The organism is Hydrogenophaga sp. T66 (assembly GCF_057219855.1).
Genome location: NZ_JBXVVX010000001.1, coordinates 1375836 through 1392454, shown reverse-complemented (window position 1 = coordinate 1392454; position 16619 = coordinate 1375836). Strand labels below are relative to the sequence as shown.

At 67.8% G+C, this 16619-nt stretch carries 15 protein-coding genes; 13 read left to right on the top strand and 2 right to left on the bottom strand.

Annotated elements, in window-relative coordinates:
* The 9 genes from AC2D80_RS06445 (at position 1) to AC2D80_RS06405 (ending at position 11055) form a co-directional block, all read left to right on the top strand.
* The gene (locus AC2D80_RS06445; RefSeq protein WP_484632146.1) at positions 1 to 222 is read left to right on the top strand and encodes a DUF2788 domain-containing protein; all 222 of its coding nucleotides are present in this window, start codon (positions 1 to 3) and stop codon (positions 220 to 222) included.
* Positions 223 to 426: 204 nt separating this feature from the next.
* A complete protein-coding gene (gene rimP / locus AC2D80_RS06440) occupies positions 427 to 1014 on the top strand; it encodes a ribosome maturation factor RimP (RefSeq protein WP_484632145.1) in 588 nt (195 codons plus the stop codon).
* A gap of 52 nt (positions 1015 to 1066) precedes the next feature.
* Entirely contained in the window at positions 1067 to 2566 is a 1500-nt protein-coding gene (nusA, locus tag AC2D80_RS06435; protein WP_484632144.1) for a transcription termination factor NusA, read from the top strand.
* 29 nt (positions 2567 to 2595) lie between these two features.
* Positions 2596 to 5460 (top strand): translation initiation factor IF-2, encoded by a 2865-nt coding sequence (gene infB / locus AC2D80_RS06430; protein WP_484632143.1) that lies wholly within the window; start codon positions 2596 to 2598, stop codon positions 5458 to 5460.
* Positions 5461 to 5481: 21 nt separating this feature from the next.
* On the top strand, positions 5482 to 5853 hold the full coding sequence (gene rbfA / locus AC2D80_RS06425) for a 30S ribosome-binding factor RbfA (protein WP_484632142.1): 372 nt from the start codon (positions 5482 to 5484) through the stop codon (positions 5851 to 5853).
* A gap of 122 nt (positions 5854 to 5975) precedes the next feature.
* Positions 5976 to 6908: a tRNA pseudouridine(55) synthase TruB gene (truB, locus tag AC2D80_RS06420; RefSeq protein ID WP_484632141.1), complete on the top strand. Its 933-nt coding sequence runs from the start codon at positions 5976 to 5978 to the stop codon at positions 6906 to 6908.
* Positions 6905 to 8731, top strand: a complete 1827-nt coding sequence (gene typA, locus AC2D80_RS06415; protein ID WP_484632140.1) for a translational GTPase TypA — start codon at positions 6905 to 6907, stop codon at positions 8729 to 8731. The genes truB and typA overlap by 4 nt, the downstream gene beginning before the upstream one ends.
* Positions 8732 to 8922: 191 nt before the next feature.
* Entirely contained in the window at positions 8923 to 9909 is a 987-nt protein-coding gene (locus tag AC2D80_RS06410) for a DMT family transporter (protein ID WP_484632139.1), read from the top strand.
* A 45-nt stretch (positions 9910 to 9954) separates the two neighbouring features.
* Entirely contained in the window at positions 9955 to 11055 is a 1101-nt protein-coding gene (locus AC2D80_RS06405) for an enoyl-CoA hydratase/isomerase family protein (RefSeq protein ID WP_484632138.1), read from the top strand.
* Positions 11056 to 11166: 111 nt separating this feature from the next.
* Here the strand turns inward: AC2D80_RS06405 and smpB are convergent, their stop codons facing one another.
* Positions 11167 to 11697: an SsrA-binding protein SmpB gene (gene smpB, locus AC2D80_RS06400; protein WP_484632137.1), complete on the bottom strand. Its 531-nt coding sequence runs from the start codon at positions 11695 to 11697 to the stop codon at positions 11167 to 11169.
* Positions 11698 to 11781: 84 nt separating this feature from the next.
* Between smpB and AC2D80_RS06395 the strand changes: the two genes are divergently transcribed.
* Together AC2D80_RS06395 and AC2D80_RS06390 are read left to right on the top strand one after the other, a co-directional pair.
* Positions 11782 to 12228 (top strand): type II toxin-antitoxin system RatA family toxin, encoded by a 447-nt coding sequence (locus AC2D80_RS06395; protein ID WP_484632136.1) that lies wholly within the window; start codon positions 11782 to 11784, stop codon positions 12226 to 12228.
* A complete protein-coding gene (locus AC2D80_RS06390) occupies positions 12215 to 12574 on the top strand; it encodes an RnfH family protein (protein ID WP_484632135.1) in 360 nt (119 codons plus the stop codon). Before AC2D80_RS06395 ends, AC2D80_RS06390 begins: the two co-directional genes overlap by 14 nt.
* A 76-nt stretch (positions 12575 to 12650) precedes the next feature.
* On the opposite strand, the gene AC2D80_RS06385 is transcribed toward AC2D80_RS06390, so the two are convergent.
* Positions 12651 to 13199 (bottom strand): DUF4124 domain-containing protein, encoded by a 549-nt coding sequence (locus AC2D80_RS06385; protein WP_484632134.1) that lies wholly within the window; start codon positions 13197 to 13199, stop codon positions 12651 to 12653.
* 161 nt (positions 13200 to 13360) lie between these two features.
* On the opposite strand from AC2D80_RS06385, the gene guaB reads away from it, so the two are divergent.
* Both guaB and guaA read left to right on the top strand, forming a co-directional pair.
* Positions 13361 to 14830 (top strand): IMP dehydrogenase, encoded by a 1470-nt coding sequence (guaB, locus tag AC2D80_RS06380; RefSeq protein WP_484632133.1) that lies wholly within the window; start codon positions 13361 to 13363, stop codon positions 14828 to 14830.
* Between the two features lie 151 nt (positions 14831 to 14981).
* Positions 14982 to 16598, top strand: coding sequence for a glutamine-hydrolyzing GMP synthase (guaA, locus tag AC2D80_RS06375; protein WP_484632132.1), 1617 nt, complete (start codon positions 14982 to 14984; stop codon positions 16596 to 16598).
* Positions 16599 to 16619 lie beyond the last annotated feature (21 nt).

The following is a 16619-nucleotide window of genomic DNA, read 5'->3' as shown; positions in this document are numbered from 1 at the left end:
ATGGAAGGCACCCTGTTTGGCTACACCGAGGCCCAGATCGCTCAGTTCGGGCTGACGTTCGGCGTCGGCGCGTTCATCCTGTACATGCTGTTCATCGTGCTGAACCTGGCGCGCGAGAGTCGTGCCGGTCGGTTCGGTACGTTCGTGCTGTTCATGGTCTTGTCCTTCGGCATGCTGGGCTTCCTGGCGAAGAACCTGATCCAGTGGGTGCTGGGCATCTGACGGCGGGCATCAGGCGTCCCGGCCAGCGCCGATTGGCTGGCTCGCGGCTTGCTTGGGGGCCATTCCCGGGCTACAATGCGGGCTTCACGACCAAATGGGCGGGTAACACCGGCCCATTTTTTTTGGCTGATCGCCGGGCAATCGTTCGTTTTTGCCCAGCTTCCGCCCCGATTTTTGACCGCACACACCGCTCACACGCACCGCATGGCCTGGCAGGACACCGTCGCCACCACCGTCGCCGGACTGGGATTTGACCTGGTCGACCTCGAACGGTCGGCCGGCGGCTTGCTGCGCGTGACGATCGATCTGCCCTGGACCCCGCCGCCGCCCGGTGAGCCGCGTCCGCCGGAGCAGTTCGTGACCGTCGAGGACTGCGAGCGCGTGACGCGCCAGCTCCAGTACGTGCTGGAGGTGGAAGGCATGGATTACCGGCGGCTGGAGGTCGGTTCGCCGGGCATCGACCGCCCGCTGCGCCACGAAGCCGACTTCCAGCGCTTTGAAGGCGCGGTCATCGACATCACCCTGAAGGCCCCGCTGGGCGCCAACGGCGGCGCGGTGTCGGCGAGCCGCAAGAAATTCCGCGGCACGCTGGAGCGTGCCGCCGACGGCGCGCAGTGGCAGATCGTCTGGAGCGACGAGCCGCCGCCCAAGCCGGGCCAGCGCGTGAGTCGCAAAAAGGCCGAGGCGCCTCTGCAGGCGCTGACGTTCTCGCTGGCCGAGCTGCAAGGCGCACGGCTGGCGCCGATTGTGAATTTCAAGGGGCGTTCTGCCCCGGGGGCGGCCGAGGGCTGACCCGCAACTCTTGACAGAACAACGAAGCGATCCGGAAAGGTGGGCGAGTGATATGAACCGCGAAATGTTGATGCTGATCGATGCCATCTCGCGCGAGAAGAACGTCGAGCGCGATGTGGTGCTGGGCGCCGTGGAACAAGCGCTGGCCTCGGCCACGAAGAAGCTCTACAAGGGCGAGGTCGACATCCGCGTGGCGATGGACCCCGACACCGGCGCCTACGAAACCTTCCGCCGCTGGCTGGTGGTGCCCGATTCCGCCGGCCTGCAGAACCCGGACGCCGAGGAGTTGCTCACCGACGCCCGGGAAGAGATCCCCGATATCGAAGAGGGCGACTACATCGAGAAGCCGGTGGAAAGCGTGCCGATCGGCCGGATTGGCGCGATGGCTGCCAAGCAGGTGATCCTGCAAAAAATCCGTGACGCCGAACGCGAGATGCTGCTCAACGACTTCATGTCGCGCGGCGACAAGGTGTTCGTGGGCACGGTCAAGCGCCTGGACAAGGGCGATCTGATCGTGGAGAGCGGTCGCGTGGAAGGCCGCCTCAAGCGCAACGAAATGATCCCGAAGGAGAACTTCCGAACCGGCGACCGCGTGCGCGCCATGATCATGGAAGTCGACCTCACGCTGCGTGGCGCCCCGATCCTGCTGTCGCGCTCGGCGCCTGAATTCATGATCGAGCTGTTCCGACAGGAAGTGCCCGAGATTGAGCAGGGCCTGCTGGAGATCAAGAAGTGCGCCCGCGACCCGGGTTCGCGCGCCAAGATCGCCGTGCTCAGCCACGACCGCCGCATCGACCCGATCGGCACCTGCGTCGGCGTGCGCGGCTCCCGCGTCAATGCCGTGACCAATGAGCTGGCCGGCGAGCGGGTGGATATCGTGCTGTGGTCCGACGACCCTGCCCAGTTTGTGATCGGCGCGCTGGCGCCGGCCAACGTCTCGTCCATCGTGGTGGACGAGGAGCGTCACGCCATGGACGTGGTCGTGGACGAAGAGAACCTCGCGATCGCCATCGGCCGCGGCGGTCAAAACGTGCGGCTCGCCAGCGAGCTCACCGGCTGGCGGATCAACATCATGACCGCCGACGAGTCCGCGCAGAAGCAGGCGGAAGAGGCCGATGGCATCCGCAAGCTGTTCATGGCCAAGCTGGACGTGGACCAGGAGATTGCCGACATCCTCATCGAAGAAGGTTTCACCAGCCTCGAAGAAGTGGCCTACGTGCCGCTGCAGGAGATGCTCGAGATCGAGGCATTCGACGAGGAAACCGTGACCGAGCTGCGCACCCGCGCCAAGGACGCGCTGCTGACCATGGAAATCGCCCGCGAGGAAAGCGTGGAAGAGGTGTCTCAGAACCTCAAGGACCTGGAAGGCATCACGCCGGAGCTGGTGGCCAAGCTGGCCGAGGCTGGCATCCACACCCGCGACGAGCTGGCCGATCTGGCCACCGACGAGCTCACCGACATCACCGGCCAGTCGCCGGACGAGGCCACCGCCCTGATCATGCAGGCCCGCGCGCACTGGTTCGCCGGTGACGAAGCGTCGTCGCAGTCCTGATCGCCGGAGGCCCACGGAGCATCGAACCCATGACAAGTACCACCGTCGCCGAACTGGCCGCCGAACTGAACAAGCCCACGAGCGTGCTGCTGGAGCAGCTGGCCGCCGCGGGCGTGCCCAAGCGCGCGGGCACCGATCCGATCAATGAGTCGGACAAGCAGCAGCTGCTCAACCACCTCAAGGCCGCCCATGGCACCGCGGGTGGCGAGCGCAAGAAGATCACCCTGGTGAAGAAGTCGACCTCCGAGATCAAGCAGGCCGACGCCACCGGCCGCGCCCGCACGATCCAGGTGGAGGTGCGCAAGAAGCGCACGTTCATCAAGCGGGATGACGAGGTCGCGCCCGAGGCACCGGCCCCGGTGGCCGAGCCGGCCGAGCCGGCAGCCCCGGTCGTGGACCAGGCCGAACTGGCCCGCCGCGAAGAAGAAGCCCGTCGCCAGGCCGAGCTGATCCGCCGCCAGGAGGAAGAACTCGCCGCCAAGCGCGCTGCGCGGGAAGCCGAAGAGGCGCGCGCGGCCGCCGCCGAGCGCGAGCGCGAAGCCGCGGAAGCGGCCGCGGCTGCCCTGGCCAAGGCGCAGCAGGCCGCGGCTCCCGCCGCCGCCGCACCGGACAACAGCGCCGAACGCGCGAAGGCCGAGGCCGCCGCGAAAGCGCAGGCCGCCAAAGCCGACGCCGCGAAGGCCGACGCCGCCAAAGCGGCGGAACTGAAGAAGGCCGAGGAGCAGCGCGCTGCCGAGCTGCTAGAGCGCCGCCGCAAGGCCGAAGCCGAAGCCGCGAGCATCCGCGCCATGATGTCCACCCCGGCGCGCACCCTGGTGGCCAAGAAGCCCGAACCGCCGCCCGCCGACAAGGCCGCCGGCCTCAAGGGCACGCTGCACAAGCCCGCCGGCACGCCGACCAAAGCCCCGGGCACGGCAGCCCCCGCCACCACCGCGGGCGGTGCTGGCAAAAAAGAAGTCAAGTCGGAGAACCTGTCCTCGACCTGGAAGGACGACGCGGCCAAGAAGAAGGAAATCAAGACCCGTGGCGACACCACCGCCGGGCGTGGCAACTGGCGCAGCGGCCCCAAGGGCAAGCGCAACGACCGCGACAGCCGCGATGGTGGCCAGGGTTCCTTCGCTGCGCCCGCCGAGTTCAAGCAACTCGAGGTGCACGTGCCCGAGACGATCACGGTCGCCGAACTGGCCCACAAGATGGCGGTCAAGTCGTCCGAGGTGATCAAGCAGCTGATGAAGCTCGGCCAGATGGTGACCATCAACCAGTCGCTCGACCAGGACACGGCGATGATCGTCGTCGAGGAGCTCGGGCACAAAGCGGTTCAGGCCGCGCTGGACGACCCGGAAGCCTTCACGGAAGAGGAAGTGCAGGGCCAGCAGGCCGAGGCGCTGTCGCGCGCTCCGGTGGTCACCGTCATGGGCCACGTGGACCACGGCAAGACCTCGCTGCTGGACTACATCCGCCGCACGAAAGTGGCGGCTGGCGAAGCGGGCGGCATCACGCAGCACATCGGCGCTTACCACGTCGACACGCCGCGGGGCACCGTCACCTTCCTCGACACCCCGGGCCACGAAGCCTTCACGGCGATGCGTGCCCGCGGCGCCCAGGCCACGGACATCGTCATCCTGGTGTGCGCGGCCGACGACGGCGTGATGCCGCAGACCAAGGAAGCCATCAAGCACGCCAAGGCGGCGAAGGTGCCGATCGTGGTGGCGATGACCAAGGCCGACAAGCCCGAAGCCAACATCGAGCGCGTGAAGGCCGAACTGGTGGCCGAGGAAGTGGTGCCCGAAGAGTTCGGCGGCGATTCACCGTTCGTGGCGGTGTCCGCCAAGACCGGCCAGGGCATCGACGCGCTGCTGGAACAGGTGCTGCTGCAGGCCGAGGTGCTGGAACTGACCGCGCCGGTCGATGCGATGGCCAAGGGCCTGGTGATCGAAGCGCGTCTGGACAAGGGCCGCGGCGCGGTTGCGACCGTGCTGGTCCAGTCCGGCACGCTGAAGGTGGGCGACGTGGTGCTGGCGGGCCAGACCTCGGGCCGCGTGCGCGCCATGCTGGACGAAAACGGCAAGGCCGCGAAGGAGGCGGGTCCGTCGATTCCGGTGGAGATTCAGGGTCTGGCCGAGGTGCCGCAGGCCGGTGACGAATTCATGGTGATGGCCGATGAGCGCCGCGCCCGCGAAATCGCCACCTACCGCGCGGGCAAGTACCGCAGCACCAAGCTGGCCAAACAGCAGGCCGCCAAGCTCGAGAACATGTTTGCGGACATGGCTGCCGGCGAGGTCAAGACGCTGCCGATCATCCTCAAGGCCGATGTGCAGGGTTCTCAGGAGGCGCTGGCCGCTTCGCTGCTCAAGCTCTCCACGGCCGAGGTCAAGGTCCAGCTGGTGTACGCCGGCGTGGGCGGCATCAGCGAGAGCGACGTCAACCTCGCGATCGCGGCGGGTGCGGTGGTGATCGGCTTCAACGTGCGGGCCGATGCCGGCGCGCGCAAGCTGGCCGAAGGCAACGAGATCGACCTGCGCTACTACAACATCATTTACGACGCGGTGGACGATCTGAAGGCCGCCATGTCGGGGATGCTGGCGCCCGAGAAGCGCGAGGAAACCATCGGTACGGCCGAAATCCGCACCGTGTTCGTGGCGTCCAAGATCGGCACGGTGGCCGGCTGTATGGTCACCTCGGGCCAGGTCACGCGCTCGGCCCATTTCCGCCTGCTGCGCGACAACGTGGTGGTTTACACCGGCGAGCTCGAGTCGCTCAAGCGCCTCAAGGACGACGTGCGCGAGGTCAAGGAAGGCTTCGAGTGCGGTATCAAGCTCAAAAACTACAACGACATCAAAGAGGGCGATCAGCTCGAGTTCTTTGAGGTCAAGGAAGTGGCGCGCACGCTGTAAGGCGCTGCGCGACAGAGCACCATGCCCCGCAAGGCGTCGTCCGTCCCCAACCGCGGCTACCGCGTGGCCGACCAGATCCAGCGCGATCTGGCCGAGCTGATCGCGCGCGAGCTCAAGGACCCGCGCGTGGGCATGGTCACGCTCAATGCCGTCGAAGTCACGCCGGACTACGCCCACGCCAAGGTGTTCTTCAGCCTGCTCACCGGCGATCCCACCGAAACCACCGCCGGCCTCAACGCCGCGGCCGGCTTCCTGCGCAACGCGCTGTTCAAGCGCCTGCACATCCACACCGTGCCCACGCTGCACTTCGTGTTCGACCGCACCACCGAGCGCGCGGCCGACATGAACGCCTTGATCTCCAAGGCGGTCGCTTCCCGCGCCAAAGAGGAGTGAGCATGTCTGCGTTGCGCCCACGGGGTTTCGCCGCCGGGCCGCCCCAAGGCGAAACGCGCCCCCTCGGGGGGCAGCGACCCGCGCCAGCGGCGGAGCGTGGGGGCCGAATCACACGGCGCCCTGTGCATGGGGTGTTGTTGCTCGACAAGCCGCTGGGACTCTCCAGCAACCAGGCTTTGCAGAAAGCCAAGTGGTTGCTGCGCGCCGAGAAGGCGGGCCACACCGGCACGCTCGATCCGCTGGCCAGTGGCGTGTTGCCGTTGTGTTTCGGCGCCGCGACCAAGTTCAGCCAGTTGCACCTCGATGCCGACAAGACCTACGAGACAACGGTCCGCCTGGGCGTGAGAACCACCACGGCCGACGCCGAAGGCGCGGTGATCGACGCCCGGCCGGTGCGATGCAGCATTGGGCAGGTGGTGGAGGTGCTCGACCGCTTTACCGGCGTGATCGACCAAGTGCCGCCGATGCACAGCGCGCTCAAAAAGGACGGCAAGGCCTTGTACGAATACGCGCGCGACGGCGAAACCGTGGAACGAGCGCCGCGGCGCGTGACGATCCACGACCTTGAACTGATCGATTTCCAGCTCGGCGGTGAGGCGCCCCAGCTGCGGCTTCGTGTGCGTTGCAGCAAGGGCACCTACATCCGTACGCTCGGGGAGGACATCGGCGAGGCCCTCGGTTGTGGCGGTCATCTCACCGCCTTGCGGCGCGTGGCCACGGGTCCGTTCGATGCGTCCGACTGCCTGAGCCTCGACGCCTTGGCCGAGATGGATGAGGCCGCTCGCCTGGCCGCCCTGCGCCCGGTGGAATGCCTGCTGGGCGACCACCGCGCGGTGCAGCTTGGCGACGAGGACGCCGGCCGCTTTCTCAGTGGCGTGCGCCGCCGCGGTGACTGGCCCGATCACGAACGCATCGCTGTTTTTGGACCGCCGTTTCACGGCCGCCCGTCGCTGCTGGGCACCGCCCATGCCGCGGGCGGCGAACTCATTCCGGGGCGTCTGCTGAGCCCCCTCGACATCCAGCACATCCAGTCTTCAGAGGAAACCTCCGCATGAGCACGACCCCCATTCGCAACATCGCGATCATTGCCCACGTTGACCACGGCAAAACCACCATGGTTGACCAGCTGCTGCGCCAGAGCGGCACTTTCGCCGAGCATGAGAAGGTGCAAGACACGGTGATGGACAACAACGCCATCGAACGTGAGCGTGGCATCACCATCCTGGCCAAGAACTGCGCAGTCAGCTGGAAGGGCACCCACATCAACATCGTTGACACCCCCGGCCACGCGGACTTCGGCGGCGAGGTCGAGCGTGCGCTGTCCATGGTGGACGGTGTGCTGCTGCTGATCGACGCCCAGGAAGGCCCGATGCCGCAGACCCGCTTCGTCACAAAGAAGGCGCTGGCCCTGGGCCTCAAGCCGATCGTGGTGGTGAACAAGGTCGACAAGCCCGGCGCGAATTGCGACAGGGTGGTCAACGCCGCGTTCGACCTCTTCGACAAGCTCGGCGCCACCGACGAGCAGCTCGACTTTCCCGTGGTCTATGCCTCGGGCATCAATGGCTGGAGTTCGCTCGAAGAGGGCGCGCCGGGCGAGCAGTGGGGCCCGGACATGTCGGCCCTGTTCGAGACCATCCTCAAGCACGTGCCGGCGCACGAGGGCAATCCGGCCGATCCGCTGCAGCTGCAGATTTCCGCGCTGGACTACAACAGCTTCGTTGGCCGCATCGGTGTGGGCCGGGTGAACGCCGGCACCATCAAGCCGGGCATGGACGTGGTCGTGATGGCCGGGCCGGAGGGTGCGCCGGTGAAGGGGCGGGTCAACCAGGTGCTGACCTTCCAGGGCCTGGACCGGGTGCAGGTGAGCGAGGCCGGACCCGGCCACATTGTGCTGATCAACGGCATTGCCGACATCGGCATTGGTGTGACGGTGACCGATCCGCTGGAGCCGCGTCCGCTGCCCATGCTCAAGATCGACGAGCCGACGCTGACGATGAACTTCTGCGTCAACACCAGCCCGCTGGCAGGCCGCGAAGGCAAGTACGTGACCAGCCGGCAGATCTGGGACCGCCTGCAGAAGGAGCTGCAGAGCAACGTGGCGCTGCGCGTGAAGGAAACCGGCGAGGACGGCGTGTTCGAGGTCTCGGGCCGCGGTGAATTGCACCTGACGATCCTGATCGAGAACATGCGCCGCGAAGGCTATGAGCTGGCTGTGAGCAAGCCGCGCGTGGTGTTCAAGGAGATCAATGGCGAGAAGTGCGAGCCGATCGAGCTGGTCACCGCCGACGTGGAAGAACAACACCAGGGCGGCGTGATGCAGGCGCTGGGCGAGCGCAAGGGCGAGCTGGTCAACATGGAACCCGACGGCCGAGGCCGTGTGCGCCTGGAGTACCGCATTCCGGCGCGGGGCCTGATCGGCTTCACCAACGAGTTCCTCAACCTGACCCGCGGCTCGGGCCTGATCTCCAACATCTTCGACGGCTACGAGCCGCACAAGGGCGAGGTGGCCGCGCGCAAGAACGGCGTGCTGATCAGCATGGACGACGGCGAGATCTTCAACTACGCGCTGGGCAAGCTCGACGACCGCGGCCGCATGTTCGTCAAGGCCAACGACCCGGTGTACGAGGGCATGATCGTCGGCATCCACAGCCGCGACAACGACCTCGTCGTCAACGCCACGCGCACCAAGCAACTCACCAACTTCCGAGTCAGCGGCAAGGAAGACGCGATCAAGATCACGCCGCCGATCCAGCTGACGCTGGAGTACGGCGTGGAATTCATCGAGGACGATGAGCTGGTCGAAATCACGCCCAAGAGCATCCGCCTGCGCAAGCGTTACCTGAAAGAGCACGAGCGCAAGCGCGCCAGCCGCGAGTAATCAGTGCCCCCACGCTGCGCCGCTGCGCGGGTCGCTGCCCCCCGAGGGGGCGCGTTCGGCCTTGGGGCGGCCCAGCGGCCGACCAGGGAGCCCCCACGCTGCGCCGCTGCGCGGGTCGCGGCTCCCCAGGGAGCGCGGCCTTGCCGGGGATGGCCCTCCGGCGCGGCGGCCCACCTTTCGAGAACGTAGTCATGCCTTTTCGCGCGCTCAGTCGCCTCACCCACACCCAGGCGGTGTTCCTGATGGTGGTGGTGACCCTGCTGTGGTCCATCGCCGGGGTGGTGTCTCGCCAGCTGGAATCGGCCGCGCGCTTTGAGGTGACGTTCTGGCGCAGCGCATTCACCGCGCTGTCCCTGCTGTTCATCCTGCCGCTGTGGCGGCGGGGCGCGGCGGGGCAGGGCGGGGCGTCCACCACCGAGCGGTCGGCGCTGGGGCGTTTCCTGCACCGTCACTGGGGCCTGCTGCCCGAGGTGCCGGCGTTCTGGATCAGCGGGCTGTGCTGGAGCGTGATGTTCACCGCCTTCATGCTGGCGCTGACCTTCACCACGGTGGCCAACGTGCTGATCATCATGTCGCTCGGCCCGCTGTTCACCGCGTTGCTGGCGCGGGTGATGCTCGGCCAGCGGCTGGCGCTGCGCACCTGGGCAGCGATCGTGGCGGCCGGACTGGGCATCGTCTACATGTACGGCTCGCAGTTCGTCGCCGCCTTCGGCGACCCGGCGATGGACACGCGCCAGCTGGTGATCGGCTCGCTGGTGTCGCTGTGCGTGCCGGTGGCGGGGGCAATCAACTGGACGGTGACGCAGCGCAGCCAGCAGCACGGCGCGTCGATCGACCTGGTGCCGGCGGTCTTGTTGGGCGGGGTGATCTCCGCGCTGGCCACGCTGCCGCTGGCGCTGCCGTTCTCCGCCACCGGCGCCGACATCGCCTGGCTGGGCATGCTGGGTCTGGTGCAGTTGGCCATCCCGTGTGCGCTGGCGGTGGTGTGCGCGCGCTCGCTGAAGGCGCCGGAAGTGTCGCTGTTGGCGCTGTTGGAAGTCATTTTCGGCATCCTGCTGGCGTGGCTGGGTGCAGGCGAACGGCCCGGCCATGAGGTGTTGATCGGCGGCAGTCTGGTGATTGGCGCGCTGGTGATCAACGAGTGGCTGGGCTGGCGGGCGCGCAGCGCCGCGGCCTGACCGCCCCGAACCCGAGTTGACCTGACCCCTGGAGGAGAAACAAGCATGTCGGAACCGATGGTGACCACCGAAGTCGTGGCCGAAGTGATGGGCCGCGTGGGCTGCCTCACGCTCAACCGCCCCAAGGCGCTCAACGCGCTGACCCTGGGCATGGTGCGCGACCTGACCACCGCGCTGCTGGCCTGGCGCGATGACCCGGCCGTGCTGGCCGTGGTGATTCGCGGCGTTCACAAGGAAGGGCCCTTCGGCGCCTTCTGCGCCGGCGGCGACATCCGCTTCTTCCATCAGGCCGCGCTGGCCGGCAACCCCGAGCTGGAAGACTTCTTCACCGAGGAATACGCCCTCAACCACCTCATCCACACCTACCCCAAGCCCTACATCGCGCTGATGGACGGCATCTGCATGGGCGGAGGCATGGGCGTCAGTCAGGGCGCGAGCCTGCGCGTGATCACCGAGCGCAGCAAGCTGGCCATGCCCGAGACCAACATCGGTCTGTTCCCCGATGTCGGCGGCGGCTACTTCCTGAGCCGCTGCGCCGGTCGCCTGGGCGAATACCTCGCGCTCACCGGCCGCGTGCTCGCCGGTCGCGAAGCCATCACCGCCGGGCTGGCCGACGGCCACATCGAGTCCGGCCGTCTGCCCGGCCTGTGGGCCAGCCTGGCCACCACGCCGTTCGAAAACGGCGACGCCGTCGAGCGCTGGGTGGCCAGCCACCTCAGCACCACGCCCGCCCCCGCGCCGTGGCCGGCCGCCGAGCTCGAGCGCGTGTTCGCGCTGCCCGACGCCACCGCCATCGTCCACGCCCTCGAAGCCACCGACAGCGCGTGGGCCCGCGACACCGCCGCCGCCCTGCGCCAGCGCTCCCCGCTGATGCTCCACGTCGTGCTCGCCTTCATCCGCCGCGCCCGCAGCCTCAGCCTCGCCGACGACCTGCGGCTGGAGCGCGACCTCGTGCGCCGCTGCTTCCACGTGCGCCCCGGCCCCGCCAGCGACACCGTCGAAGGCATCCGCGCCCTCGCCATCGACAAAGACCACCAGCCCAAGTGGCACCCCGCCCGGGTCGAAGAGGTCACGCCCGCCGACGTCGACGCCTACTTCGCCCCACCGTGGCCGCCCCACGCCCACCCCCTGCGCGCCCTGGGCTGATACCCCCGGCACAGCGGTCGTCGCGGCCACCTAAAGTCGCCGGCGGTCTGTCACACCGAACGCAACGAAATACCAGGGAGACGACTGAGCACCGCCCCGCGGTGCTTTTTTTTAGCGGTGGCGCGCCTTGAGCGCGCGCTCCACCTCGCGCTTGCCTTCGCGGTCCTTGATCGTGTCGCGTTTGTCGTGTTCGGCCTTGCCCTTGGCCAGCGCGATTTCGCATTTCACCTTGCCCGCCTTCCAGTGCAGGTTGAGCGGCACCAGCGTGTTGCCCTTTTGCTCGACCTTGCCGATCAGGCGGCGGATCTGGTCTTTGTGGAGCAGCAGCTTCTTGGTGCGCGCGGACTCGGCGCTGACGTGGGTGCTGGTGGTGCGGATGGGGTTGATCTGGCAGCCGATGAGGAACAGCTCGCCGTTTCGGATCACCACATAGCCGTCGGTGAGCTGGACCTTGCCCTCGCGTAGGGCCTTCACCTCCCAGCCTTGCAGCACCATGCCGGCCTCGAAGCGCTCTTCGATGGCGTAGTTGAACAACGCCTTCTTGTTGTCGGCGATGCGGCTGTCCACCGGCTTCTTGGGCGAGGACTTGCCGGCGGGCTTGCCGGGCTGTTTGGGCGCGGCGGTGGGAGCGGAGGAGGCCATGGGTATTGAGGTGGGGGCGCGGGGCACCGATGGCAAGCCCCCTAGAATTTGCGGTCCGGCCGCGACGCGCCGGGCGCCGATTGTATGAAAACCATCCACAAGTCCGTGCTGCTGTGGCACAGCGCCGAAGAGATGTACGCGCTGGTGACCGACGTGCAGCACTACCCGCAGTTTTTGCCGTGGTGCGACCATGGCGAGGTGATCGAGCACCGCGAGGACGGTATGGTGGCGCGCGTCGGCATGGCGATCAGCGGGCTGAAACAGAGCTTCACCACCCGCAACACCCACCAGCCCGGCCGTGGGGTGCAGATGGAGCTGCTCGATGGACCGTTCTCTCGGCTCGATGGCCAGTGGCAGTTCACTCCCCTGGGCGACGGCAGCCAGCGCGCCTGCAAGGTGGAGTTCACCCTGAGCTACGGATTCTCGAACGCGGCGCTGGCGGCGATCGTCGGTCCGGTGTTTGACCGCATCGCCGGCAGCCTGGTGGATGCTTTTGTCAAACGCGCGGACCAGGTGTATGGCGCCGGCTGATTCGCCCACACCGGCCCGGCTGCGCGTGACCGTGGTCCGGGCGCCGGCACCCCGCCAGACCGAGGAATGTGTGGTGGAGCTGGCAGCGGGCTCGTGTGTGCGCGACGCGCTGGCCGCCGCTGGCTGGTGGGACGGCGAGGACGGGCTGGCGACGTCGTGGCACGTCGGCGTCTGGAGTCGGGCGGCGACGCTGGACCAGGCGCTCCACGACGGCGATCGGGTCGAATGGGTGCGCGATTTGCGCGTGGACCCGAAAGTGGCGCGCCGGGAGCGCTTTGCAGGGCAGGGCGCCCGCACGGCCGGGCTGTTCGCGCGCCGGCGTCCAGGCTCGAAATCCGGCTACTGAACCGGGCTCGTTGCCCCCGGTCGTAAAGGCCGCCCGTCGCGGGCTCGGGCCTGATGCCCGCGCGAGGCAAGCGGGGTCAGCGGGCGGCGGGGCCGCAGTCGCTGCGGATGATGGCGTCGATGCGATCGGCCTCGGCCTTGCGCCCGGCGTCGTCCAGGACCTCCCGCTCGCCCTTGGCATTGGTGGTCGCGATGCGCACGCCCGAGTCCAGCGTGGCCTTGGCGCGGCGGGCACGCTCGCAGTTGTCGGCGCGGGCCTGGGCTTGCTTGTCGGCTTCGGCCTTCTTTTTGGCCTCTTCCGCGGCTTCGGCTGCCTTCTTGCGCGCTTCGAGCTCGTTGTCCTTCGCCGGCGCGGCGGGCGGTGCGGGTTTGCCGTCCGGTCCGAGGCGGGCTTCGGCGGCGGGGGCCGCTGCGGGTGCAGCCGGGGCGACCGGCGCGGCGGCGCGCACCGGTGCGGCCGGCGCTTTCAGGATGTTCTTGGTGGGCACGTCCGGCGGGGGCGCCGTGTCGCTGAACACCTTGCGGCCGCTGTTGTCGATCCACTGCCATTGCGCCGACGCCAGCAGCGGGGTGGCGGCGCACAACAAGGTGAGGGTGGTGTGGAGGAGGCGGGCGTGGGTGCTCATGCGCGGCAGTGTATCGCCGGGGTTGCGAGCCCGCGCTGGCTGCCGCCGGAGTGCCGTTTGTCGCCGCTGTGCGGCATGGCGCGGCGGCGGTTCCTGGGGTAGGCGCGCGTCCGGGAGGGGCGTGACGCGTGGGTACAATCCGGTTTTTGGAGATCTCCCTCATGCGCCTCCTCGGCAACGCGCTCACGTTCGACGACGTCTTGCTGGTGCCCGCGTACTCCCAGGTCCTGCCCAAGGACACCTCGCTGGCCACCCGTTTCTCCCGCAACATCCAGCTCAACCTGCCCCTGGTGTCCGCTGCCATGGACACGGTCACCGAGGCCCGCCTGGCGATCGCCATCGCGCAAGAAGGCGGCATGGGCATCATCCACAAGAACCTGACCGCGGCCGACCAGGCGGCGCAGGTCGCCAAGGTCAAGCGCTATGAAAGCGGCGTGCTGCGCGATCCGGTGGTGATCACCCCCGAGACCACGGTGCGGCAGGTGATGAAGCTGTCCGACGAGTTGGGTGTCTCCGGCTTTCCGGTGATCGCCAACGGCACGGTGGCCGGTATCGTCACCGGGCGCGACCTGCGCTTCGAGACCCGCTACGACCTGCCGGTGCGCGAAATCATGACGCCGCGCGAGCGGCTGATCACGGTGCCGGAGGGCACGACGCCGGAAGAGGCCAAAGCGCTGCTGAACAAGCACAAGCTGGAGCGCCTGCTCGTGGTGAATGACGCCTTTGAGCTCAAGGGCCTGATCACGGTGAAGGACATCACCAAGCAGCTCAACTTCCCGAACGCCGCACGCGATGCCGCGGGCCGGTTGCGCGTGGGCGCGGCGGTGGGCGTGGGCGAGGGGACGGAAGAGCGCGTGGAGGCGCTGGTCAAGGCCGGGGTTGACGCCATCGTGGTCGACACCGCACACGGTCACAGCCGTGGCGTGATTGAGCGGGTGCGCTGGGTCAAACAGAACTACCCGCAGGTCGATGTGGTGGGCGGCAACATCGCCACCGGCGCGGCTGCGTTGGCGCTGGCGGAAGCCGGTGCAGACGCGGTCAAGGTGGGCATCGGGCCGGGCTCGATCTGCACCACGCGCATCGTGGCGGGCGTGGGCGTGCCCCAGATCACGGCGATCGACAACGTCGCCACCGCACTGCGCGGCAGTGGCATTCCGCTGATCGCCGACGGCGGCATCCGCTACAGCGGCGACATCGCCAAGGCCATCGCGGCGGGCGCCAGCAGCGTGATGATGGGTGGCATGTTCGCCGGCACCGAAGAGGCCCCGGGCGAGGTCATCCTGTACCAGGGGCGCAGCTACAAGGGCTACCGCGGCATGGGCTCCATCGGCGCCATGCAGCAAGGCAGCGCCGACCGCTACTTCCAGGAAAGCAGCACCGGCAACCCCAACGCCGACAAGCTGGTGCCCGAGGGCATCGAGGGCCGCGTGCCCTACAAGGGCTCGGTGGTGGCGATCATCTTCCAGCTCGCCGGCGGCGTGCGCGCCAGCATGGGTTACTGCGGCTGCGGAACGATCCAGGAAATGAAGGACCGGGCCGAGTTCGTGCAGATCACGGCCGCCGGCATGCGCGAGAGCCACGTGCACGACGTGCAGATCACCAAGGAAGCGCCGAACTACCGGGCTGATTGATACCCCCCGCGCCGCCTGCGGCGTCACCCCCCAGGGGGCGGCACCTGCGGCCTGGCCAAGCCAGTTCCGCGGTGCCCTGGGTGGGTGGCCTCTTGCTCAACGGGTCGTCTTTCGAGGCGGCCCGTGCCTTTTTAGAAGTTCACCGACCACCATGCAGCACGACAAGATCCTCATCCTCGACTTCGGCTCCCAGGTCACCCAGCTCATCGCGCGCCGCATCCGCGAGGCGCACGTCTATTGCGAGGTGCATCCGTGCGACGTGAGCAGCGAGTGGGTGCGCGGGTTCGCGGCCGACGGGCGACTGAAAGGCATCGTGCTCTCCGGCAGCCACGCCAGCGTGTACGAGGTGGACGACAAGGCGCCCGACGCGGTCTACGAGCTGGGGATTCCGGTGCTCGGCATCTGCTACGGCATGCAGACCATGGCGCAGCAACTCGGTGGCAAGGTGGAAGGCTCCAACACCCGCGAGTTCGGCTACGCCGAGGTGCGGGCGCGTGGCCACACCGCGCTGCTGAAAGACATCGCCGATTTCCACACGCCCGAGGGCCACGGCATGCTCAAGGTGTGGATGAGCCACGGCGACAAGGTGACCGAGCTGCCCCCAGGCTTCAAGCTCATGGCCAGCACCGACAGCTGCCCCATCGCCGGCATGGCCGACGAAGCCCGGCGCTTCTATGCGGTGCAGTTCCACCCCGAAGTGACCCACACCGTGCAGGGCCGCGCGATGCTGGAGCGCTTTGTGCTGCAGATCTGCGGCACGAACCCCGACTGGGTGATGCGCGACCACATCGCCGAAGCCGTGGAACAGATCCGTGCCCAGGTGGGCGATGAAGAGGTGATCCTCGGCCTGTCGGGCGGCGTCGATTCGTCCGTCGCCGCCGCGCTGATCCACCGCGCCATCGGCGACCAGCTCACCTGCGTGTTCGTTGACCACGGCCTGCTGCGCCTCAACGAAGGCGACATGGTGATGGACATGTTTGCCGGCCAGCTGCATGCGAAGGTGGTGCGCGTGGACGCGGCCGACCTGTTTCTCGGCGAACTCGCTGGCGTCAGCGACCCGGAGCAAAAACGCAAGATCATCGGCCGCCTGTTCGTGGACGTCTTCAAGGCCGAGGCCGCCAAGCTGACTTCAAGTGGCGCTTCAACAAAAGGCGCCAAGTGGTTGGCACAAGGCACGATTTACCCGGACGTGATCGAATCCGGCGGCGCCAAGAGCAAGAAGGCCGTCACCATCAAGAGCCACCACAACGTGGGTGGCCTGCCCGAGCAACTGGGCCTGAAATTGCTGGAACCGCTGCGCGACCTGTTCAAGGACGAGGTCCGGGAGCTGGGCGTGGCCCTGGGCCTGCCGCACGACATGGTCTACCGCCACCCGTTCCCGGGCCCGGGCCTGGGCGTGCGCATCCTGGGCGAGGTGAAGAAGGAATACGCCGACCTGCTGCGCCGCGCCGACGCGATCTTCATCGAGGAACTGCGATCGACGATTGAGCCGCATTCGGGCAAGAGCTGGTACGACCTGACCAGCCAGGCTTTCACCGTGTTCCTGCCGGTGAAAAGCGTGGGCGTGATGGGCGATGGCCGCACCTACGACTATGTGGTCGCCCTGCGCGCGGTGCAGACCAGCGACTTCATGACCGCCGACTGGGCCGAGCTGCCCTACAGCCTGCTCAAGCGGGTGTCGAGCCGGATCATCAACGAGGTCCGCGGCATCAACCGCGTGACCTACGACGTGAGCAGCAAGCCGCCGGCGACGATCGAGTGGGAGTGATCCCTCTGCAGCGCTGAAGGA